At 71.0% G+C, this 20994-nt stretch carries 19 protein-coding genes and 2 pseudogenes; 15 read left to right on the top strand and 6 right to left on the bottom strand.

Going from position 1 to position 20994, the window contains the following annotated elements; all coding sequences use genetic code 11:
* Positions 1–15: 15 nt before the first annotated feature.
* On the bottom strand, positions 16–1209 hold the full coding sequence (locus AB0L29_RS20885; protein WP_365829189.1) for a glycosyltransferase: 1194 nt from the start codon (positions 1207–1209) through the stop codon (positions 16–18).
* Positions 1210–1248: 39 nt separating this feature from the next.
* Here AB0L29_RS20885 and AB0L29_RS20880 point away from each other — a divergent pair, with 39 nt between their 5' ends.
* The 6 genes from AB0L29_RS20880 to AB0L29_RS20855 all read left to right on the top strand — a co-directional run bounded on the left by AB0L29_RS20880 (position 1249) and on the right by AB0L29_RS20855 (position 8111).
* Positions 1249–2034, top strand: coding sequence for an aspartate/glutamate racemase family protein (locus tag AB0L29_RS20880; RefSeq protein WP_365829188.1), 786 nt, complete (start codon positions 1249–1251; stop codon positions 2032–2034).
* An 81-nt stretch (positions 2035–2115) separates the two neighbouring features.
* Complete coding sequence (locus AB0L29_RS20875; RefSeq protein ID WP_365829187.1) at positions 2116–2664, top strand: hypothetical protein; 549 nt, start codon at positions 2116–2118, stop codon at positions 2662–2664.
* A gap of 383 nt (positions 2665–3047) precedes the next feature.
* Positions 3048–4658, top strand: coding sequence for an apolipoprotein N-acyltransferase (gene lnt / locus AB0L29_RS20870; protein ID WP_365829186.1), 1611 nt, complete (start codon positions 3048–3050; stop codon positions 4656–4658).
* 68 nt (positions 4659–4726) lie between these two features.
* Complete coding sequence (locus AB0L29_RS20865; RefSeq protein ID WP_365829185.1) at positions 4727–5203, top strand: NUDIX domain-containing protein; 477 nt, start codon at positions 4727–4729, stop codon at positions 5201–5203.
* Positions 5204–5260: 57 nt separating this feature from the next.
* Positions 5261–6061: a 3-hydroxybutyrate dehydrogenase gene (locus tag AB0L29_RS20860; protein ID WP_365829184.1), complete on the top strand. Its 801-nt coding sequence runs from the start codon at positions 5261–5263 to the stop codon at positions 6059–6061.
* Between the two features lie 76 nt (positions 6062–6137).
* Complete coding sequence (locus AB0L29_RS20855; RefSeq protein WP_365829183.1) at positions 6138–8111, top strand: GAF domain-containing protein; 1974 nt, start codon at positions 6138–6140, stop codon at positions 8109–8111.
* A gap of 43 nt (positions 8112–8154) precedes the next feature.
* On the opposite strand, the gene AB0L29_RS20850 is transcribed toward AB0L29_RS20855, so the two are convergent.
* Positions 8155–9528 (bottom strand): MFS transporter, encoded by a 1374-nt coding sequence (locus tag AB0L29_RS20850; protein WP_365829182.1) that lies wholly within the window; start codon positions 9526–9528, stop codon positions 8155–8157.
* A gap of 444 nt (positions 9529–9972) precedes the next feature.
* Here AB0L29_RS20850 and AB0L29_RS20845 point away from each other — a divergent pair, with 444 nt between their 5' ends.
* Complete coding sequence (locus tag AB0L29_RS20845; protein ID WP_365829181.1) at positions 9973–10821, top strand: IS5 family transposase; 849 nt, start codon at positions 9973–9975, stop codon at positions 10819–10821.
* Positions 10822–10990: 169 nt separating this feature from the next.
* Positions 10991–11221 carry a hypothetical protein gene (locus AB0L29_RS20840; RefSeq protein ID WP_365829180.1) on the top strand — a complete coding sequence of 77 codons (231 nt, stop codon included), beginning with the start codon at positions 10991–10993 and terminating at the stop codon, positions 11219–11221.
* 71 nt (positions 11222–11292) lie between these two features.
* Here the strand turns inward: AB0L29_RS20840 and AB0L29_RS20835 are convergent, their stop codons facing one another.
* Positions 11293–11937, bottom strand: coding sequence for a hypothetical protein (locus AB0L29_RS20835; RefSeq protein WP_365829179.1), 645 nt, complete (start codon positions 11935–11937; stop codon positions 11293–11295).
* A gap of 380 nt (positions 11938–12317) precedes the next feature.
* On the opposite strand from AB0L29_RS20835, the gene AB0L29_RS20830 reads away from it, so the two are divergent.
* Positions 12318–13022, top strand: a complete 705-nt coding sequence (locus tag AB0L29_RS20830; protein WP_365829178.1) for a LuxR C-terminal-related transcriptional regulator — start codon at positions 12318–12320, stop codon at positions 13020–13022.
* A gap of 199 nt (positions 13023–13221) precedes the next feature.
* Positions 13222–13326 (top strand): annotated as a pseudogene (locus AB0L29_RS20825) (IS5/IS1182 family transposase); the annotation flags it as partial.
* Here the strand turns inward: AB0L29_RS20825 and AB0L29_RS20820 are convergent.
* The 3 genes and pseudogenes from AB0L29_RS20820 to trpS all read right to left on the bottom strand — a co-directional run.
* Positions 13284–13948 (bottom strand): annotated as a pseudogene (locus AB0L29_RS20820) (transposase family protein); the annotation flags it as partial. The pseudogenes AB0L29_RS20825 and AB0L29_RS20820 sit on opposite strands and share 43 nt — an antisense overlap.
* A 138-nt stretch (positions 13949–14086) precedes the next feature.
* Positions 14087–15022, bottom strand: a complete 936-nt coding sequence (locus AB0L29_RS20815) for a UbiA family prenyltransferase (RefSeq protein WP_365829221.1) — start codon at positions 15020–15022, stop codon at positions 14087–14089.
* Positions 15023–15188: 166 nt separating this feature from the next.
* On the bottom strand, positions 15189–16241 hold the full coding sequence (gene trpS, locus AB0L29_RS20810; protein WP_365829220.1) for a tryptophan--tRNA ligase: 1053 nt from the start codon (positions 16239–16241) through the stop codon (positions 15189–15191).
* A 577-nt stretch (positions 16242–16818) separates the two neighbouring features.
* Here trpS and AB0L29_RS20805 point away from each other — a divergent pair.
* The 5 genes from AB0L29_RS20805 to AB0L29_RS20785 are packed head-to-tail and all read left to right on the top strand — an operon-like array spanning position 16819 to position 20954.
* Entirely contained in the window at positions 16819–17262 is a 444-nt protein-coding gene (locus tag AB0L29_RS20805; protein WP_365829176.1) for a hypothetical protein, read from the top strand.
* A gap of 45 nt (positions 17263–17307) precedes the next feature.
* A complete protein-coding gene (locus AB0L29_RS20800; RefSeq protein ID WP_365829174.1) occupies positions 17308–17655 on the top strand; it encodes a MoaD/ThiS family protein in 348 nt (115 codons plus the stop codon).
* Positions 17655–18869, top strand: coding sequence for a cytochrome P450 (locus tag AB0L29_RS20795; protein WP_365829172.1), 1215 nt, complete (start codon positions 17655–17657; stop codon positions 18867–18869). The genes AB0L29_RS20800 and AB0L29_RS20795 overlap by 1 nt, the downstream gene beginning before the upstream one ends.
* Positions 18866–19825, top strand: coding sequence for a 2-dehydropantoate 2-reductase (locus tag AB0L29_RS20790; protein WP_365829170.1), 960 nt, complete (start codon positions 18866–18868; stop codon positions 19823–19825). The genes AB0L29_RS20795 and AB0L29_RS20790 overlap by 4 nt, the downstream gene beginning before the upstream one ends.
* A 40-nt stretch (positions 19826–19865) precedes the next feature.
* Positions 19866–20954, top strand: coding sequence for a histidinol-phosphate transaminase (locus AB0L29_RS20785; RefSeq protein WP_365829168.1), 1089 nt, complete (start codon positions 19866–19868; stop codon positions 20952–20954).
* The last annotated feature ends 40 nt before the right edge of the window (positions 20955–20994 follow it).

Here is a 20994-nt window from a genome sequence, read left to right as displayed (position 1 = left end):
CGCGCCCGGCGCGGCTCAGCCCTCGTCGGGCGCGGCACCCGGCCGCGCGTAGGTGCGGCCCTTCCAGGCCGCGCCGCGCCCCCGGTGGTGCCGCACGGCGGAGTCGACCGTCATCAGGAGGTAGAGGAACGCCGTGAACGGCAGCAGGGGAGCGAGCCACAGCGGCTGCCGGTAGTAACGCAGCATCGGGACGTACGTCCCCGTCATCACGAGCCACGCCGACGCGCCGGCGGCCGCGGCGGACGCACTCCCCGCGGCCAGGCCCACGACGACCGCCGCGGGCGGCACCAGATACACCAGCACCAGCCCGGCGACCGTGCCGGCCAGCAGCACCGGATCGTGCCGGAGCTGCGCGTACGCGCTGCGCGCGACCATCCGCCACAGGTCGCGCAGCCGCGGGTAGGGGCGCACGCTGTCCACCCGGTCGGCCAGTCCCAGCCAGACGCGGCCGCCGCCGCGCTTGACGGCCCGCGCGAGCGCCACGTCGTCGATGACGGCGTGCCGGATGGCGTCCGGGATCCGCGCCCGCCCGGCGGCGTCCGCGCGCAGCAGCACACAGCCGCCCGCGGCCGCCGCCGTACGCGTCCCGTCCCTCCCGATCCGGCGGAACGGGTACAGCTGCGCGAAGAAGTACACGAAGGCCGGCACCACGAGCCGCTCCCACGGGCTCGCCACCCGCAGCCGGGCCATCTGGGACACGAGGTCGAACCCTCCCGAGCGCGCCGCCGCCACCAGCTGCCGCAGACTGTCCGGCGCGTGCGCGATGTCGGCGTCGGTCAGGAGCAGGTACTCGGGGGTACGCGCGCGTGCCAGGCCGATCCCGTGGCGCACCGCCCAGAGCTTGCCGGTCCAGCCGGCGGGCGGCTCACCGGGCGAGTCCACGGTGAGCGGCAGCCCGCCGTGCCGGCGCGCCAGCTCGCGCGCGAGCTCCGCGGTGCCGTCGGAGCTGCCGTCGTCGACCAGGAAGACCTCCGCCCGCCCCGGATAGTCCTGGGCGAGCAGCGACGGCAGGGCGGCGGGCAGCACCGCCGCCTCGTCGCGCGCCGGGACGACGACGCACACGGACGGCCACGCGTCCGGCTCCCGACGCGGCGGCAGCCGGACGTCCGTACGCCAGAAGAAGCCCTGGCCCAGCAGCAGCCACAGCCAGGCGGCGAGTGATCCGGCGGCGGTCCACACAACGGCGCTCACGCGCGCAGTCTGCCCCACCCGGCGGGCTCCGGGCGGCTCATCGTCTATCGTGATCGGGTGAAGATCGCGCTCATGGACTCCGGAATCGGTCTGCTGGCGGCCACCGCCGCGGTACGGCGTCTGCGTCCCGACGCCGATCTCGTCCTCTCCCTCGACCCCGACGGCATGCCCTGGGGACCCAGGACCCCGGAAGACGTGACCGAGCGCGCCCTCGCCGTCGCCGAGGCGGCGGCCGGGCACCGGCCCGACGCCCTGATCGTCGGCTGCAACACCGCCAGCGTGCACGCCCTCACCGCCCTGCGCGCCCGCCACGAACCGCACCTGCCGGTCATCGGCACGGTCCCGGCGATCAAACCGGCCGCGGCGGGCGGCGGACCCCTCGCCATCTGGGCCACGCCGGCCACCACCGGCAGCCCCTACCAGCGCGGGCTGATCCGGGAATTCGCCGACGGGGTGCCCGTCACCGAGGTGCCCTGCCGGGGTCTCGCCGAGGCCGTGGAACGCGCGGACCAGGCGGCCATCGACGCCGCCGTCGCCGCGGCGGCCGAGCTCACCCCCGACGACGTGACGACCGTCGTCCTGGGCTGCACCCACTACGAACTGGTCGCCGAGCGCATCCGGGCCGCCGTGCAGCGCCCCGGCCGCCCGCCCCTCGTCCTGCACGGCTCGGCCGGAGCGGTGGCCGCCCAGGCGCTGCGCCGCCTCGGCGAGCGGCCCGCCCCGCAGGCCCGGGCGGAGGGCACCCTGACGGTGCTGCTGAGCGGCCGCGAGGGCGCGCTGCCCGCGCCAGCCCTGGCCTACGAGGAAGGCCGTCTGCTGCGGACGGCCGCCTCCGCCCGGTGACCGCCGCGCCGTCCGCCCGGCCGGCCCAGTGACGCCCGCGACGAGGTACCCGCGCAGCGGAAGCTGAGTAACCTCGTAGGCATGAGGGACCACGGCCACGGCGAGAACGCCCCCCATCCCGACGTCTGGACCGGACGCGCCACCAACCGGTTCCAGTGGGTACTGGCGCTCGCGGGGGCCGCCTGCATGGCGCTCGGCATCCAGCTGGCCGTCGACGCCCCGTGGACCTCCGGCACCGCCGCGCTCGTCATGGCCGTCGTCGGATGCATCGCCGCCGGGCTGCTGGTCCTGTTCGGCACCCTCGCGTTCGTGCACGTCGCCCTGCGGGTCGACGAGGAATGCCTCGAGGTGCGCTGCGGCCACATGGGCGTGCCGCGTCGCCGCATCCCGCTCTCGCAGGTCGCCGGGGCCGAGTACGCCTCGCACGTCACCCCGCGCCACTGGGGCGGCTGGGGCTACCGCTGGCGGCCCGAGAAGGGCACCGCGGTCGTCGTCCGGCGCGGTGAGGGGGTCGTCCTGCAAATGTGGGACGGCCACACGTTCACGATCACCGTGGACGACGCGGAGGCGGCCGTGCGGGTGATCAGGGACCGGCTGCGGCCGACCAGGCCCGGCGCCGCCGCGCACTGAGCCACCGGGCCGGCCCCTCGGCCCGTGCGCGTGCCCCGGCTTTTTGGTCCGTGCGCGTGCCCCGGCTTTTTGGTCTGTGCGCGTGCCCCGGCTTTTTGGTCCGTGCGCGTGCTCCGGCCTTTCAGCTCGCGCGCGCCCCGGCCCCTCGGACCGTGCGGCGTGCCCCGCCGCACCCCGCGCCGGCTCGTGGGCTCGTCGGCGGGCGGACGCGCCGTGGCCGCCCCTCGCTGGCGGAACCGCACCCGTCGGCACCGCGGTAAAGCCCGGCGCGTCGCCGACCGCGGCGGGCCCGGTGCCGGACCCGGCTCCGGTGGCGGCGCGGCCGCCGGTCACCCCGTGGACCGCGCTGTCGGCGCCGAGGTCACGCGCCGTACACTCCCGGAGTGACCGCCACCGCAACCCCCGTCGGCGAGCCGGGCCGGCTGGAGCCGCAGACCGCGCCCACGGCGCGGGGCCGCCGGCTCCGGCGTCTCGTTCCCGCCGTCGCGGCCGGGCTCTCCGGCCTCCTGCTCTACGCCAGTTTCCCGCCGCGCACCCTGTGGTGGCTGGCCCTGCCGGCCTTCGCCGTCCTCGGCCGGGTGCTGCACGGCCGGGGCTGGAAGGCGGGTCTCGGCCTCGGCTACCTCTTCGGTCTCGGGTTCCTGCTGCCGCTGCTGGTGTGGACGGGGGTGGAGGTCGGTCCGGGACCGTGGATCGCCCTGGTGGTGATCGAGGCGGTCTTCGTCGCGCTGGTCGGAGCGGGTGTCGCCGCGGTGTCCGGGCGGCCCGCCTGGCCCGTGTGGGCGGCGGCGCTGTGGACCGCCGGGGAGGCGGCACGCGCACGCGTGCCGTTCCACGGCTTCCCCTGGGGCAAGATCGCGTTCGGGCAGGCGGACGGCGTCTTCCTGCCGCTCGCCGCGGTGGGCGGCACCCCGGTGCTCGGCTTCGCGGTCGTCCTGTGCGGCTTCGGCCTGTACGAGGCCGTGCGCGTGGCCGTGGAAGCCCGGCGCACCGGCACCGTACGGCGGGCCGCGGCGGTCGCGGCCCTGCTCGGTGTCGCCGTCCCGGTCGCGGGCGCCGTGGCCGCCCGGCCCCTGGTCGACGACCGGGCCGAGGACGGCACCGTGACCGTCGCGGTGATCCAGGGCAACGTCCCGCGGCTGGGGCTCGATTTCAACTCCCAGCGCCGGGCCGTGCTCGACCACCACGCGCGGGAGACGGAGCGGCTGGCCGCCGAGGTCGAGGCCGGCAGGGTCGCCAGGCCCGACATCGTGCTGTGGCCGGAGAACTCCTCCGACATCGACCCGTTCACCAACCCCGACGCGCGGGCCGTCATCGACACGGCGGCCAGGGCGATCGGCGCGCCCGTCTCCGTCGGCGGCGTCGTCGAGCGAGACGGCGAGCTGTTCAACGAGCAGATCCTGTGGGATCCGGCCAAGGGACCCGTCGACACCTACGACAAGCGGCAGATCCAGCCGTTCGGCGAGTACCTTCCGCTGCGCTCGCTCATCGGCGCGATCAACGAGGACTGGACGGCGATGGTCCGCCAGGACTTCAGCCGGGGCGGCGAGCCGGGCGTGTTCCGCATGAACGGTGCCGAGGTCGGACTCGTCACCTGCTACGAGGCGGCCTTCGACTGGGCCGTGCGCGACACGGTCGCCGACGGCGCCCGGATGATCTCCGTGCCCAGCAACAACGCGACCTTCGACCGCAGCGAGATGACCTACCAGCAGCTCGCGATGTCGCGGGTCCGCGCCGTCGAACACAGCCGGACCGTCACGGTGCCGGTCACCAGCGGCGTCAGCGCGATCATCATGCCGGACGGGACCGTCACCCGGAGGACCGGCATGTTCGTGGCCGACTCCCTGGTCCAGGAGGTGCCGCTGCGCTCCTCGCGGACGCCCGCCACGCAGCTGGGCGTCCTGCCGGAGATCGCCCTCCTGCTGGTCGCGGCGGGCGGGCTGGGCCGGGCGGTCGGTGCCGGGCTGCGCGGACGACGCGCCGGTGACACGTAGCCGTACGCCCCTCGCACACCCGCTGAACGCGGCCGGGGCGACCGGACCGGCCCGTTAGGGTCGGGGTCATGGCCACTCCCGACTTCATCCGCACGCTCCGCGCCTTTGCCGGCCGGCAGCTGCTGTGGCTCCCCGGAGTCACCGCCATCGTCTTCGACGACGAGGACAGAGTGCTGCTGCACCGCCGGTCCGACACCGGCAGGTGGTCGGTGATCGGCGGCATCCCCGAGCCGGGGGAGCAGCCCGCGGCCTGCGCCGTGCGCGAGGTCGAGGAGGAGACGGGGGTGCGGTGCGTCGCCGAGCGGATCGTCCTCGTCCAGGCGCTGCCGCCGATCACCTACGTGAACGGGGACACCTGCCAGTACATGGACATCACCCTGCGCTGCCGGGCCGTCGGCGGCCGAGCTCGGGTCAACGACGACGAGTCGCTGGAGGTCGGCTGGTTCGCCGTGGACGCCCTGCCCGACCTGAACGAGCACGGGGTCTTCCGGATCAAGCAGGCCCTGTCGGACGCACCCACATGGTTCGAGCCCATGGGTTCCTGATGAACTATGGGGCGTGACCACATGGGGTGGGGTGCTGGTGCTGCCTAGGGTCGGGGCATGACCGTGCCCCCCGCCCTCCCGGCCCCCTTCGCCCCTCCGCTCGACCTCGGCGGCCGCACCGCCCTCGTCACCGGCGCCGCCGGCGGCATCGGCCGCGCCTGCGCGCTGCGGCTCGCGGCCGCCGGGGCCGAGGTCAGAGCCGTCGACCGGGACGCCGCCGGCCTGGAGGCGCTGACGGAGCGGGCCCGTGACCTGCCGGGCGCCGTCGAGCCGCAGGTCCTCGACCTCACCGATCTCGACGCCGCCGAACTCGCCGCCGCGGGCACCGACGTCCTGGTCAACAACGCCGGGCTGCAGCTGGTGCGGCCCATCGAGGAGTTCCCGCCAGACGTCTTCCACACGGTGCTCACCGTGATGCTGGAGGCACCGTTCCGGCTCGTCCGCGGCGCCCTGCCCCACATGTACGGACAGGGCTGGGGCCGCATCGTCAACGTGTCGTCCGTGCACGGTCTGCGCGCCTCGGCCTACAAGTCGGCCTACGTGGCCGCGAAACACGGGCTGGAGGGCCTGTCCAAGACCGTCGCCCTGGAAGGCGCGCCCCACGGTGTCACCTCCAACTGTGTGAACCCCGCCTATGTGCGCACCCCCCTGGTCGAGAAGCAGCTCGCCGACCAGGCCCGGGCCCACGGCATCCCCGAGGAGCGCGTCCTGTCCGAGGTGCTGCTGCAGGACAGCGCCGTCAAGCGGCTCATCGAACCGGAGGAGGTCGCCGAGGCCGTGGCGTACCTGTGCAGCCCGCAGGCGTCCTTCGTCACCGGCGTCTCGCTCGTGCTCGACGGCGGCTGGACCGCACATTGACCGCGCCGGTGTCCGAGGGCGGCCGGGTTGTCCACAGGGCTGACGGGACGGCCGTGCGATACGGAATCCTGTGACCATGCCTCGCGACCACGTGCAGTCCGCCGAGCGCTCCGCCACCGGTGCCGGAGCGCCGGCCGGCCGTACCGCGGGGCCCGGCCCCGCGGCCGGGGACGCGCAGACGCCGTTCCTGGAGCTGCTGGCGAGAGGGGCGTCCGCCGACGCCTACGAGCAGCCGGTGCTGCTCGCCCGCGCCGAGGGACAGCCGGCCGAGCGGATCGCCGCACTCGAACACGCCAAGCTGCTCGCCCTGCGCGTGCGGTCCGAGCTGGAGGGGCGCCGCCGCCGGGAGGCCGAGCTGTCCGCCCTGTTCGAGACCGCGCACGACCTGGCCGGACTGCGCGACCTGGACGCCGTCCTGCGGGCCATCGTGCAGCGCGCCCGCTCGCTGCTCGGCACGGACGTCGCCTACCTCAGCCTGAACGACCCGGTCCGGGGCGACACCTACATGCGGGTCACCGAGGGCTCGGTCGCGGCCCGCTTCCAGCAGCTGCGCCTCGGCATGGGGGAGGGGCTCGGCGGCCTGGTCGCCCAGACCGCCCGGCCCTACGTCACCGACGACTACTTCGAGGACGACCGCTTCCAGCACACCCCGGCCATCGACGCGGGCGTGCGGGACGAGGGGCTGGTGGCCATCCTCGGCGTGCCCCTGATGCTCGGGCACCACGTCATCGGCGTGCTGTTCGCGGCCGACCGCCGCGCCCGTGTCTTCGAGCGGGAGCAGATCGCGCTCCTCGGTTCCTTCGCCGCCCTCGCCGCCGCCGCCATCGACACCGCCAACCTGCTGGCCGAGACACGCTCGGCCCTCGCCGGCCTGGAGCGGGCCAACGAGATCATCCAGGACCGCAGCGCGGTCATCGAGCGCGCCTCCGACGTCCACGACCGGCTCGCCGAACTCGTCCTGCGCGGCGGCGGGGTGCACGACGTGGCCGCCGCGGTCTCCCAGGTGCTGGGCGGCAGGGTCGAGTTCGCCGAGGCGGCCGCCGCACCGGCCCGCGCTCTGCAGGCGTCCTGTGCGCAGGGGCACGCGGTGGCGCACGAGGACGGCTGGATCGCCGCCGTCACCGCCGGCGGCGAACTGCTCGGCGCGCTCGTGCTGCACGGCCCCCCCGGGCTCGACCCCGTCGACCAGCGCACGCTGGAACGCGCCGCGATGGTCACCTCCCTGCTGCTGCTCGCCCGGCGCTCCGCCGCCGAGGCCGAACAGCGCGTCCGCGGCGAGCTGCTGGACGACCTGCTCGACGCCCGCGTCCGCGACCCGCGCCTGCTGCGCGACCGCGCCGCCCGGCTGCACGCCGACCTCGACGCCACCCATGTCGTCCTCGCGGCACGGCTGGAGGGCGCCGCCGACGCCGACCGGGAGGCGGACGCCCGCAGACGCCTGTGGGCCGCGGCCTCGCACCTCGCGGCGACCCGGCACGGCCTGGCCGCCGCACGCGACGGCGGAACCGTCCTGCTGCTGCCGCTCGCCCCCGGCGACACCGCCACCGACCTGGCCCGCCGCACCGCCCGGCAGCTGGCCGCCGCCGTCCACGAGCCGGTCACCGTCGGCGCCTCCGCTCCACTGGAGGACCTCACCGCCCGGCCCGACGCCGTGGCCGCCGCCTACGCGGAGGGCCGCCGCTGTCTCGACGCCCTGCGGCTGCTGGGCCGCCGCGGCGACGGCGCCGCCGCCGAGGACTTCGGCTTCCTGGGGCTGCTGCTGGCCGGGGAGCGGGACATCGCGGGCTTCGTCGACCGCACCATCGGCCGGGTCGTGGCCTACGACGAACGGCGCGGCACCGAGCTGCTGCGCACCCTGGACGCGTACTTCGCCTGCGGCATGAGCCCCGCCCGCACCAAGGACGTCCTGCACGTCCACGTCAACACGGTCGCCCAGCGCCTGGAACGCGTCGGCCGCCTCCTCGGCGACGACTGGCAGGCCCCCTCCCGCGCCCTGGAGATCCAGCTCGCCCTGCGGCTGCACCGGTTGTCGGCACCCGTACGGCGCTGACCCCCGTGCGCGGGCGCACGGGGGGCCGGGGCGGGCGGGGGAGTCAGACGGGGCGGGCGTCCGCCGACCGGTCCGCCGCCGGCCGCGCGCCGGCGTCGGGCGTGACGTCGGCCAGGTCCCGGTGGCGGGTCTCCTCGGCCGCCGCGACGGCGACGATCGTCAGCAGGGCTGCCGCGATGACGTACAGGGCGATCGGGGTGGAGCTGCCGTAGTCGGACAGCAGCGCGGTGGCGATCAGCGGCGCGGGCGCGCCCGCCGCGACGGAGGCGAACTGGGCACCGATGGAGGCACCGGAGTAGCGCATCCGGGTCGCGAACATCTCGGAGAAGAAGGCGGCCTGGGGCGCGTACATCGCGCCGTGCAGCACCAGCCCCACGGTCACGGCGAGGATCAGGCTGCCGAAACCGCCGGTGTCGACGAGCGCGAAGAACGGGAACATCCACAGCCCCACACCAACGGCGCCCAGCAGGTACACGGGACGGCGGCCGATCCGGTCCGACAGCGCGCCCCAGGCCGGGATCACCGCGAAGTGCACCGCCGAGGCGATCAGCACCGCGTTGAGCGCGGTCTGCTTGGAGACGTCGGCCGAGGTGGTGGCGTAGACGAGGACGAACGCGGTGATCACGTAGTAGCTGATGTTCTCCGCCATGCGCGCACCCATGGCGACCAGCACGTCGCGCCAGTGGTGGCGCAGGACGGAGACCAGCGGCAGCCGTTCGGCGTCCGCCTTGCGGGCCTGGGCCTGGGCGAGCGCCTGCTTGAACACGGGCGACTCGTCGACGGACAGGCGGATCCACAGACCGACGATCACCAGTACGCCGGAGAGCAGGAACGGGATCCGCCAGCCCCAGTCGGTGAACGCGGCGTCGGACAGCAGGGCGGTCAGCAGCGACAGCACCCCGGTCGCCAGCAGCTGGCCGGCGGGCGCGCCGGTCTGCGGCCAGGAGGCCCAGAACCCGCGCCGCCGCGGGTCGCCGTGCTCGGACACCAGCAGGACGGCACCGCCCCACTCGCCGCCGAGCGCGAAGCCCTGGACGAGCCGCAGCGCGGTCAGCAGCACCGGCGCGGCGGTCCCGACGGTGGCGTGCGTGGGCAGCAGCCCGATGGCGAACGTCGCCCCGCCCATCAGCAGCAGACTCAGCACCAGCAGTTTCTTGCGCCCGAGCCGGTCCCCGTAGTGCCCGAACACCAGCGCGCCCAGCGGCCGGGCCGCGAATCCGACGGCGTACGTCAGGAAGGACAGCAGGGTGCCCACCAGCGGGTCGGAGTCCGGGAAGAACAGCTTGTTGAAGACCAGGGCGGCGGCGGAGCCGTAGAGGAAGAAGTCGTACCACTCGATGGTGGTGCCGATGAGGCTGGCGGTGACGATGCGCTTGAGCGAGTTCGGCGTCGGTGGAGCGGCTGCGGGCGACGACATCGGCACCACTTCCTGGGGTGTGACGGGGACGTTTGCGTGTCGCCACACCGTAGGAATCCGCAGGTCAGGCGCACATGTGGCGGGGCAACATAGTTCGAGGGTCGGCTATGCGTGCGGCCACCATGCCAGCTCGTGGAAAAGCGGTTCAGGGGATCGATGGTGGCCGAAACGAGTGCCGTCCAGGACGCGTAGTTCAGGGTGATTTGACGGTGCGGTGCTGACTCCCGTGCTGGTTTGGTGCTGACTAAAAGCCCACGTCATCACCCGTCCTCACCTGTCCCGTGCTGACTTGGTGCTGACTGCACTCCGTTGAACTCGGGCAGCTGGGATTGATCGACTCAGAGGGCGGTTCGTGAGCCTTTGAGTGGTTCCGATGTCGTCTGATGGTGTGGGTGCGGGGCGGGATCTACCGGTCCGCAGCCGGTGGTCTGCTGGTGTGGCGGGGTGAGTGAACGCAAGCCGTACCCGAGCGACTTATCGGACGAGCAGTGGTCGTTGATCGAGCCGGTGATCGCCGCGTGGAAGGACCGGCACCGCTCGGTCAGCGGCCACCAGGGCGCCTACGACATGCGGGAGATCGTGAACGCGATCCTCCACCAGGGGCGGACCGGCTGCCAGTGGGCCTGTCTCCCGCACGACCTGCCGCAGAAGAGCGCGACCTCCTACTACTTCGCCGCCTGGCGGGACGACGGGACCGACCAGGTCATCCATGAACTCCTGCGATGCCGGGTCCGGGAGAGGGCCCGCCGATCAGAGGACCCGACCGTGGTGGTGCTGGACACGCAGAGTGTCCACGTGGCCGCCGGGGTCCCCGTCCCCACGACCGGCCTCGACCCGGCGAAACGGCTGGCTGGCCGCAAGCGGGGACTGGCCGTGGACGTGCTCTGGCTGGTCATCGCCGTCATCGTGCTGGCCGCGAACACCCACGACAACGCCGCGGGCACCGTCCTGCTGGACCAGGCCGCCGAGCACGCCAGCGGCACCGTCCGCAAAGCCTTTGTCGACCAGGGCTTCAAGAACCAGGTCGCCCTGCACGGCGCCGGCCTGGGCATCGACGTCGAGATCGTCGAGCGCAACCCGCAGGAGACGGGGTTCGTCCCGCAGCCGAAGCGGTGGAGGGTCGAGCAGACCTACGGGATCCTGATACTGCACCGGCGACTGGTCCGCGACTACGAGCACCGCCCGTCCTCCTCCGCCTCCCGCGTCTACTGGGCGATGACCCACGTCATGGCCCGTCGGCTCACCGGCGCGAACACCCCGACCTGGCGCGACCCGCAGGCAGTGGCCGCGTGAACATCCAGCCTCTGCTCGATGCGCTCAACCTCCAGGAAGATGCCGCCCAGGCCCTGGCCGACGAACTCCGCACACAGATCGGCGAACTGCAGGCCCGGCTGCGGAGGCCGAGACCCACCTCGAGCACCTCGCGATCACCCGGAAGACCGTCACCGCCCTCGCCGACCGGATGCCGCCCCAGACCGCCTCACCCGACCTGCCCGAGCATCCGGACCACCCCCGCATCCTCACCGTCTTCAACGAGGCCACCGGCCCGCTGAGGGCCCGCGACGTCTGCCGGGCTCTCGACCACGAACTGCTGCCGGAGAACATCGGGGGCACCCGCGCCAAGCTGAAACGCCTGGTCAAGCTCGGCATCCTCACCGAGATCGACACCGGCAGCTTCACCAGGCAGCAATAACCGACCAAGCCCCCGGCCAGCAGCCCTGCTGCAGCTGGCCGGAAAGAGACGTCAACTCAGGGAGTGTGCTCTCAGGTGAAGGCGATGGCTGCTCCGGTCGCGATCGAGAGTTTCGCAGCCTGGAGGAGTTGCAGGCAGACATAGGATTCGACACCGTAACGCTGCCATCCCTCGCTGGCCGGCTCTTCGGCATCGGTGGCCTCGAAGACCTCTTCGGAGTGCGGATCGAGGTCTTCTGGGAGACCAAGGGCTTCAGCGAGTCGACGGGTTTCCGCCAGCAGTCGCACCGAGGAACCGAGGTAGCCGCCCGGTGCCCTTCTGTCGACGATGACGTGGGTGAAGTCGACAGGGACGTAGTACCCCTCGCAGTCCGAATGATGGATCAGGTGGTCGAACGGTCCCGGGGTATCGCCTGGGAGAGCCTTGTAGACCTTGCTCAACAGCGGGTCGTCAGTCGCACGCTGGGCCTCATGCAAGGGATCGGGCAGGCGCCCACCCGCCGCAAGGTGGACGGCGAGACGACGAACGGCATGCAAGCCCGAGTAACCCCACATCTCGAACTCCGCGTCCTCCGCCTCAACCGGATCGGGCTCGGTCCACTGCCGCGCTCCCGCCCGCTCCAGTAGCTCGCCGATTGCAACGAAGTCAGCGCGGAGCATCTCGGTGTAGTCGTCCTCGGCATCGCTGAGCACACCGACGACCATGTTCAAACCCATGGCCCGATCTTGCCAGCACGACCACATCGTGCCCGGCCGCTTCGCCAAGAAGCAGTACTTCCCGGAGACCCCGCGGCCAGCAGCCCTGCCCCCAACCTCCTCCGGGAACGGACATCAGCCCACGAACCGCCCTCCAAGACGCAGTCGGCTGACTGCAGTGATCAAACCGGACAACCGAGGAACACTCCGGGGCTCCGCCTCATCGCGATGCGGCATACGGTCAGTTGCCAAGATCGTCTAAAGTCGGGCAGGCGACTATGGGCCAGAGGGACGGCATTGTTAACCTTTGCAAGTCGCCGCCTCCTGGCCGCTGCCGCGTTGGGGTGCGGCGTCGGTCGGTGTAACCACTCGGTTTGACAAGGGTGCAGCAAGGGGGGCCTGTGCGCTATCCGGCTGCGGCGCGGTTTCTGCGCACCGCAATTCCTGCCGTCATCCACTCCTACCAGACGGCGTTGCGGGCGGTCCGAAGTCCTTTGGTGATGGACAGGCAGGCGTGGCCGAAATGCCGCGATCAGGCGCAAGCGATCGTAGAGGACTGCATCACGACGCTGAACGGAGACCAGCCGCCGGAGCCGGTCGAAGTTTGGCGGTATTCGCGCCTCGTAGGCGCCGACCGCGCCGACCAGGGAATCGCGGTGGCCGAGTCGATTCGCGCGGTGGAAGTCCTGTGGAATGCCATGCAGCCGATCATCCGTACTGCAGTGCAGTACGAGGCGCCCGCGCGACGAGCGTCTGCGCTGCTGCTGATTAGTTCCGCCTTCCGCTACAGCTCCGGAAGCCGTCTCTACGCTGGGGCCGTCGGCTACGGGGAGGCCACCGCCCGGGCGTCCGACGGCGTCCTGAACGACGACGCCGAAGCGGGCGCCTCGGAGGTGGCGCCGGCGCACGCCGCGGCCTGCTCGGCGCTGTCCCGGCGTGAGAGGGAGGTGCTCGAGATGGTCGCGAAGGCGATGAGCAACAGTCAGATAGCCCGCCGGCTCGGCATAACGACGGCGACCGTGAAGCGGCATCTCAACAACATCTACGGAAAGCTGGACGCCGTCTCCCGTATCGACGCCGTCAACAAGGCCTTCGGACGCTACTGAACTCTTCTCATCCTGCGCTCAGGGGTGATGGTGGCCGGTGAGTGAAGTCATAACGGGACGAGGCTCCTGGCCGGTGTGCTGGTGATCTCACCCATCAGCACTTCACGCAGGATCCTCGCTGGTCCCGTATCGAGCCAATGCTCGACGTCCCGCAGGAGGTGGTCGAGCACATCTCCTGCCCGAGTAGTACGCCCGGTTCAACAAAAACCACGCTCGCCTGCGGGCACCGGGCGAGCGCGCCTTCGCCCGCCTCAAGCAATGGCGGATCCTGCGCAGAGCCCGGTGCAGCACCAATCGCATCGGCCGAACCGTTGCGACGGCCTGCTGGCCGGTGGAGAGGCTCTCCCATCGGCCGCGGTAAGGGAGACGGACCGCGCCGCCTGCGCCCTGGTAGCCCTTGTCTGCCCAGCAGGTGATGCCGACCGCGGCGAGTGCCTCGATGATGCCGTGCTCGCGCGCGGCCCGGACGTCGTGGATGGCGCCGGCCAAGGCTGGTGAAGCCCACATCAGACGCCCCTGCTGATCGGCTATGAGCTGCACGTTCATGCCGTGCTTCTTGTGCTTGCCTGAGTAGAAGGGGCGGTCGGCGACGATTCGGTCGATGGGCAGGAGTGTCCCGTCCAGGATCACGTACGCCTTCATCGACGCCGCTCGTGCGGCTTCGGTGAGGGTGGGGCGAGGGTGGCCAAGAGGTTGACGGCCTCGGTGATGTATCGGTAGGCGGTGGTGGTGCCGATCCCGAATCCGGCCGCGAGCCGGGCGTAGGGCTGCCCGTTGCGCAAGTGGGCGAAGGCAAGCAGAGCTTGTCGGCCTGCGTTCAGGCGGCGCCATCGGGTTCCGAGAGCGCGGCGGTGTTCCCTCAGACGGGCGGCGAGGAAGCCCAGGGCGGAGCTGGACACGTCGACGCCGGACGGGGAGACAAGCATGCGAAGCCTCTGGTGGAGACGGTTCTTTTGGTCGAAAACCCATCTACCAAGGGCTTCGCCTGTCTGTCAGCCCAACTGACCTGCTGTTACGGGAGGTTGGAAAAGGCTCACTGACACGCACCGGCACACGGGCAGCCGTCACGCAGGTCCGTGCAGCAACAGCGCGAGCATCATGGCGATGTTCGCCGCGTACTGGGTGCGCATGAACACGCGGTACGCGCTGCGGCGGGTTCTCTTGTCCCCGTCCGTGCCCCCGGCCGTACGGACGATCTGCGCCACCACGCAAACGGCTCCGATCGTCAGGGGAACCGTTCCGGCCAGCGTCAGCGGGGCCCAGGCCAGTGCCGCCAGAACGGCGCCCGCGCCGACGAGGAGGGCACCCGCCGCCGCGACCGCGCGGGCCCGGCCGGCGCCGTACCGCACGGCCATGGTGCGGCGCCCGCCGACGGCGTCCCCGTCGATGTCGCCGAGATCCTTGACGACCGCGCCCACCAAGGCCATCCAGGCGCTCATCACTGCGGCGAAGACCAGTCCGGCCGGGCCCAGTTCTCCTCCCACGGCAGCGGCACCTGACGCGAACGAGGTCCATCCGAGACCGAACACCACCACCGCGCAAGTGCTGCTCCAGCGCTTCGCGGGAAACGGCGGTGCCGAATAGAGCCAGCCCAGCAGCAGAAACAGCGCCACCCATACGGTGAGTCCGGGAACGAACAGCGACAGCAGTAGCGACCCCGCGGCCGCGACCGCGGTGAGCAACGCGGCCGTCCGCTCCGGCAGATCGCCCCGGGCGATCGGACGGGCGGACCCGTTGGCTCGGTCCTCCTTGACGTCCAGCACACCGTTGACGAGGTAGGCGGTCACCACGGCCAGCCACCATGCGAGGCCTCCGGCGGCCAACTTCGGCGCGTCCGCCAGATCCTGAGCGGAAAAGGCGGCGCCCACCGCGAACCGCATGAGGAACACGATCTGGACGACAGGCCGTGCCTCGACCAGGCCCAGACGCGCGTAGCGGAGCCCGCGGCAAAGCGAGACACGAGGCTGTGATGCAGTGGTGAGAACTCTGCCGGTGGTCATGGTCACGGCGCCAGGGTACGAGGATCGTATCGTCCCAGGCCGTGACTGCATCCAAGGGTGCATCCAGGCCCTCGTCTCCTGATCGCGATCACCTGCGCTGGTGGGCGGCAGGAACCGGGGGGTGGGACACCGCTTGCGGCAACCGGGGGTGTCCCACCGGCCGACCTCAGTAGACGCTGTTCATGGCTGCACGCACCTCGGCGAGCGTGGCGTCGGCAACCACCCGGGCCCGCTCGTTGCCCTCACGCAGCGTCTGGCGGAGGTAGCCGCGGTCCTCCGCGTACTCGGCCCGCAGGGCCCTGATCGGGGCCAGGTACTCGTTGACGGACTCGGTCACCGTCCTCTTCAGCGCGGCGGCCCCGGCGGAGCCGATCTCGGCGGCCACCTCCTCGGGGGACCGGTTCTGGCAGAGCGCCGCCAGCAGGAGGAGCGACGACACCTCCGGGCGGTTGGCCGGGTCGTAGGTGATGCGGCGCTCGGAGTCGGTCTTGGCCCCCTTAAGCAGACGGGCGGTCTCGTCGGCGTCGGCGGACAGCAGGATGGCATTGCCGCGGCTCTTGCTCATCTTGGTGCCGTCAGTGCCCAGCAGCAGCGGTGCACTCGACAGCAGGGCGTCGGGCTGGGGGAAGACGGGGGTGCCGTTGCCGTAGCGGTCGTTGAAGCGACGCGCGATGGTGCGGGTGATCTCCAGGTGAGGGAGCTGGTCCTGGCCGACCGGGACCAGATTGCCCTTGCAGAAGAGGATGTCGGCCGCCTGGTGGACGGGGTAGGTGAACATCAGGCCGCTGACGGCCGATTGGCGCGAGTGGGCGATCTCGTCCTTGACCGTGGGGTTGCGGTTCAGCTCGGAGACGGAGACGAGGCTGAGGAAGGGCAGCATCAACTGGTTGAGGGCGGGCACGGCGCTGTGCGTGAAGATCGTGCTGCGGGCCGGGTCCACCCCGACAGCGAGGTAGTCCAGTACCAGGTTCTCCACGTGCTCGGTCAGGTTGTCTGCTACGTCGCGGTCGGTCAGGACCTGGTAGTCCGCGATGATCACGAACATCTCCACGCCGAGGTTCTGCAGACGTACGCGGTTGTGCAGCGTGCCGAAGTAGTGGCCGAGGTGTAGGCGACCGGTGGGGCGGTCGCCCGTCAGCACCCGGAACTGTTTGGGGTGCTTGACGATCTGCTCCTCCAGTACCGCGCTGCGGGCCTGAACGGCGGACATGCCGAGCATGTCGCCGGAGGTGCCAGAGGTGGTGGCGTCGGGGGCGATGGTCTGGGGTGCGGCGTTCACGAGGTCTCCTTGGGGTCGATGCCGCCGTGAGGATGGCACGATCCCTGGTCCAGGAGACGCGGAAGGGCCGTCCATCCATTCGAACGGCCCTGTCATGCATCAGAGGCGGCCGCTCCTATGAGGAGCGCCACCAGCACAGAGATGACGAGAGATGCATGGGCACATCATAACGACAGGCCGGCCCTCGGTCAGCCGGAATGCGGGCCCGGTGCATCCTTGGTTGTAGTTCGGCTTGCTCGGTACTCCTGGTTGGCATCGTATGGGTCGACCGAGGAAATCGGAGGAGTCACAAGTGACAAGCTTTGAGAGCGCTCGGCGTGTGACTGCCGATCTACCGAGGACCGCCTGCTTCGAAAGCGAACCCCTCAGGCGTTTCATCGACAATGCCGTCCAGGAGTGTCGGAAGTGTCTGGACAGCCGTGACGCGGACGGGGTCCCCTCTCATCTCCCGCGTACCTCGGGACTGCTGTTCGGACGGTCGGACGGATCCGAGATAACGATCAGCGACATTCAATTCGTGCAGAACGTCCGCGACCGCGACGAGAGTGTGATGGCCGAGTTCGAGGAAATCATCGCCCCGCAGTTCGGCGAGGTGTACCGGAACCCGGGGCGAGGATTCTGGAGCGACGACAAGGGTGTCTTCCAGGCGATCCGGCGGCAGTCCGCGAAGGGACTGGACCTACTGGGATCCATTCACTCGCACCCGAACTGGCACGAGATCGGCCCACCGCACGAGCGGTTTCAGAAGCTCAGTGAAAATCCGACTCGGATGGATGAGTACCTCTTCCGTCAGTCATCCTGGCCGGTCAATGTGATCTGGTACATCCGTGCGATCGACGGCCTCCTGGAGCACCGGGCGGCGGGCTGGCGGCCCGGCCCTGAGCAATGCGAGAGGCTTGACATCCACATTCCTTCGGCCATTCGCGATGAATTCAGTTTCGCAGGCCTGCCCAAAGAGTAACGGCCCACCCAAGGAAAAATGGCGGTACCCAAGGAGTGATGGCGCATGTCTGACGTGGTCTCACAAACCGTTGGCAAGAGTCTCCCGGCACCGGTCGTCACCATCAAGCTTCCCGCGGCATTCCACGTGCTGACCGGCGGTCGGCGGCAGTTGCCCGCCGAAGGGGACACCGTCCGGGAGGTGCTCGCCGCTCTTGAACGAGTGTGTCCCGGTGCCCAGGAGCGGCTCATGGACCAGGAGGGGGCGGTGAAACGTTACGTCAACATCTATCGCAACGACAGCGACATTCGATGTCTCGACGGCCTCGAAACGAAAGTCGCGGACAATGACGTCATCTGGATAGTGCCAGCGGTGGCGGGCGGCAGCGAAACGGTACGAGTCCAGGAGGCGTGATGTCCGACATTCTTCCCTCGGAATTCTTCACCCATCCCGGACCGAATCCGCACGCGGTCACCGCGGAACTAAGGGCCCAGTGCCCGGTCCATCGCATCGACGTTCCCTCCGGCGCCGAGGCCTACGCGGTGCTCGGGAACAAGATCGTCGAGGAGGCGCTCGGTGACTCGCGCCTGTCCAAGCAGGTCGAGAACCTGCCCGCCCCGTACCGGGACAAGGCCGTGGCCAACAGCCTCCTCGTGGTCGGCAATCTGGGGTTCGCCGACCCGCCCAAGCACACCCGCCTCAAGAAGCCGATCAGCCGGGCCTTCCTGCCCAACGCAGTCGCCCGGCTCCGCCCCCGCATCCAGGACATCGTCGACGAACTCATCGACGCCTTCCCACAGTCCGATGACATCGACCTGCTGACCGCGTTCGCCCTGCCGCTTCCGCTCACCGTCATCTGCGAGTACCTCGGGATACCTGTCGAGGACAGGCCGCTGTTCCTGCACTGGAGTTACATCCTCAGCCAGGATCCGCTGCAGCACGCCGAGGCGGAACTCAAGGCGGCAGGCCAGGAGTTCACGGACTACTTCACCCGGCTGGTGGCCGAACGCCGCGGCGATCTGCGGGACGACCTGCTGAGCGAACTCATCAGGGCCCGGGACGCCGACGTGTACAGCGAGCAGGAGCTGCTGTCGTCGCTCCTTCTGCTCATCATCGCCGGCCACAAGACGGTGGCCAACATGGTCGCGAACGGAACACTGCTGCTGCTCCGCCACCCCGAGCAACTGGACATGCTCCGCGCGAACCCCGAGCTGATCCCCACGGCGATCGAGGAAATCCTGCGCTACGAGGGGTCGGCCGCCTGGGCCTCGCTGCGGGTCGCGGCGGAGGACATGCAGCTCGGGGGAGTGGACATACCCAAGGGAAGCTTCGTCCACCTATCCCTGTCCAGCGCGGGCCACGACCCCGAGGCGTACGACGACCCGGAACGCTTCGACATCACCCGCTCCCCGAATCGCCACCTCTCCTTCGGGCACGGTGTGCACTTCTGCATCGGCGCTCCCCTGGCCCGGCTCCAGGGCGAAATCGCCTTCTCCACGTTGCTACGCCGACTGCCGCGGTTCGAACTCGCAGTGCCCGAGGAGGAGGTCGTCTGGCTCGCCGACAGTTCGCTCAGCCGGGGCCTGGAGTCCCTTCCCATCCGAGTGCGGGAGCGGCTGCCCCGATGACGACGACACATGAACCGGGCGGCCCGAGCATCGCTGTGCTGGGCGCTGGCGGAGTGGGCGGGTATCTCGGCGGGCGGCTCGCCGCCGCCGGGTGCGATGTGCGGTTCCTGGCCCGCGGTGAGGCCCTCGCCGCGCTCAGGCGGGACGGGCTGCGCGTCACCAGCGGCAAGCACGAGTGGTCCGTGCCCCAGGTGCGTGCGTCGGACGACCCGAAGGACATCGGCGAGGTCGATTTCGTACTGCTCTGCGTCAAGACGCCGCAACTGTCGGCCGCCGTCGACGCCCTGCCCCCGATGCTCGGCGAGGACACCGCCGTGGTCACGGTACAGAACGGGGTGGAGGCCCCTGAGCAGGTCGCCGCCGGCATCGGCCGCGATCGGGTGCTCCCCGGCACCGTCAGGATCGTGGCCACGACGGCCGGTCCCGGCGAGATCAGGCACATGGGTCCCCCCGGTGCCCTGGGCTTCGCGGAGTGGGACGGCAGTGCGTCCCCCAGGGTGAAACGGCTGCGCGAGGCGCTGCGCGACGCCTCGGTGGCGGCTCCCGAGCCGAGTGACATCTGGGCCGACCTGTGGGCGAAGTTCCTACTGGTGGTGCCGATCGGCAGCCTTGGCGCCGCCACCGGCGGGGCAACCGTCGGCGAGCTGCGGTCGCGCGCCGGCATCCGAAAGATGCTCATCGCCGGAATGCGGGAGATGTACGAGACCGGCGTCGAGCTGGGCATCGCGCTCCCGGACGACGCCGTGGACACGGCGACCGCGCTTATGGACCGGCAGCCGCCCGACGTCACGTCCTCGCTGCAACGGGACATCCTCGCGGGCAGGCCGTCGGAACTCGAGGCTTGGACCGGCGCCGCGGTCCGCCTCGCCGGCCGGGCGGGCCGGGCCGCCCCGGTCCACGACATGCTGTACGAGCTGCTCGCCCTGCGCGTGTCACGGACGGCGAGGACTGCGTGAAACCGACCGACCGATGCCTCCGCGCAAGGGGTGTTCAGCGGTGAACGTGAGATTCGTGGAACGCGGCATGCTGCGGGACCTGACGGCCTACCGGAGCACCGAGCCCTCTAGCGCCGGAAAGAACGCGGCCATCGCCTACGACCTGTCCAGCAACGAACTGGCCCTTCCCCCGCTGCCCACCGTGCTACCCGTCATCGAGGAGGGCTTCGCACGGCTCGCCCGCTACCCTGACCCGGCCGCACGCGCCCTGACCGGGGAGATCGCCGCCCATATATGCGTCTCCGCGGACGAGGTGGCCGTCGGCCCCGGGAGCGCGGGCGTGCTCCAGCAGATCCTCCTCGCCCTGTGCGGCGAGGGCGACGAAGTCCTCTACGCATGGCCCGGATTCGATGCCTATCCGCTGCTGGTCGCCATGTGCGGCGCCACCGGCGTCCGCCTGCCGCTGACCGCGTCCGGCGGCCACGATCTCGACGCATTCCGCGACCGCGTGAGCACGCGAACCAGGGTGGTAATCCTCTGCTCCCCACACAACCCCACGGGAACCGTCATCGATCGCGAGCAACTGCACGGTTTCCTGGATGCGCTGCCGGATCACGTGGTCGCGGTCCTCGACGAGGCATATGTGGAGTTCGAACGGGGCGGCGACCCGCCAGGCCTGCCGGAGGTGTTGCGCAACCACGGCAACACGGTGATGCTGCGGACCTTCTCCAAGGCCTACGGGCTGGCCGGGCTGCGGGTGGGCTACGCGGTCGGACCGCGCCAGGTCATGGCCACCGTCCGCAAGACGGCACTGCCGTTCGGCGTGACGCACATGGCCGAACAAGCGGCCATCCGGTCCCTGCGCAGCGAGGCTGAACTACGCGGGCGGCTGGCCGCGGTGGCTGCGGCACGGGAAGAACTGACCCTCGGCCTCAGGGAACTTGGACTGCCCGTCCTGCCCTCCCAAGCCAACTTTGTCTGGCTCCCTCTCACCTCGGCCACCGAGCCCTTCGCCCGGGCTGCGGCCACGGCAGGGGTCAAGGTCCGCGCCTGTCCGGAGCACGGAGTGCGGATCTCAGTGGGCGAGGCCGAGGCACACAAGGTACTGATCACGGCACTCGGTCGGACGGACCGCACGCAGTGGTCCTGAGACGCGCGGTCCGCACACACCCGTCCGCCGCTCGGCCGCT

Origin of the sequence: Streptomyces sp. NPDC052701, assembly GCF_040678355.1 — a bacterium.
Taxonomy (GTDB): Bacteria; Actinomycetota; Actinomycetes; order Streptomycetales; family Streptomycetaceae; genus Streptomyces.
This window is presented reverse-complemented; position numbering and strand designations above follow the sequence as displayed.

Bases quoted from the DNA above. Each gene is read 5' to 3' on its own strand.
- AB0L29_RS20815 (WP_365829221.1), bottom strand. From the start codon at position 15,022: ATGACCACCGGCAGAGTTCTCACCACTGCATCACAGCCTCGTGTCTCG.
- AB0L29_RS20855 (WP_365829183.1), top strand. From the start codon at position 6,138: ATGCCTCGCGACCACGTGCAGTCCGCCGAGCGCTCCGCCACCGGTGCC.
- trpS (WP_365829220.1), bottom strand. From the start codon at position 16,241: ATGCTCGGCATGTCCGCCGTTCAGGCCCGCAGCGCGGTACTGGAGGAG.
- AB0L29_RS20795 (WP_365829172.1), top strand. From the start codon at position 17,655: ATGTCCGACATTCTTCCCTCGGAATTCTTCACCCATCCCGGACCGAAT.
- AB0L29_RS20850 (WP_365829182.1), bottom strand. From the start codon at position 9,528: ATGTCGTCGCCCGCAGCCGCTCCACCGACGCCGAACTCGCTCAAGCGC.
- AB0L29_RS20835 (WP_365829179.1), bottom strand. From the start codon at position 11,937: ATGGGTTTGAACATGGTCGTCGGTGTGCTCAGCGATGCCGAGGACGAC.
- AB0L29_RS20860 (WP_365829184.1), top strand. From the start codon at position 5,261: ATGACCGTGCCCCCCGCCCTCCCGGCCCCCTTCGCCCCTCCGCTCGAC.
- AB0L29_RS20790 (WP_365829170.1), top strand. From the start codon at position 18,866: ATGACGACGACACATGAACCGGGCGGCCCGAGCATCGCTGTGCTGGGC.
- AB0L29_RS20875 (WP_365829187.1), top strand. From the start codon at position 2,116: ATGAGGGACCACGGCCACGGCGAGAACGCCCCCCATCCCGACGTCTGG.
- AB0L29_RS20840 (WP_365829180.1), top strand. From the start codon at position 10,991: ATGCCGCCCCAGACCGCCTCACCCGACCTGCCCGAGCATCCGGACCAC.
- AB0L29_RS20800 (WP_365829174.1), top strand. From the start codon at position 17,308: ATGTCTGACGTGGTCTCACAAACCGTTGGCAAGAGTCTCCCGGCACCG.
- AB0L29_RS20865 (WP_365829185.1), top strand. From the start codon at position 4,727: ATGGCCACTCCCGACTTCATCCGCACGCTCCGCGCCTTTGCCGGCCGG.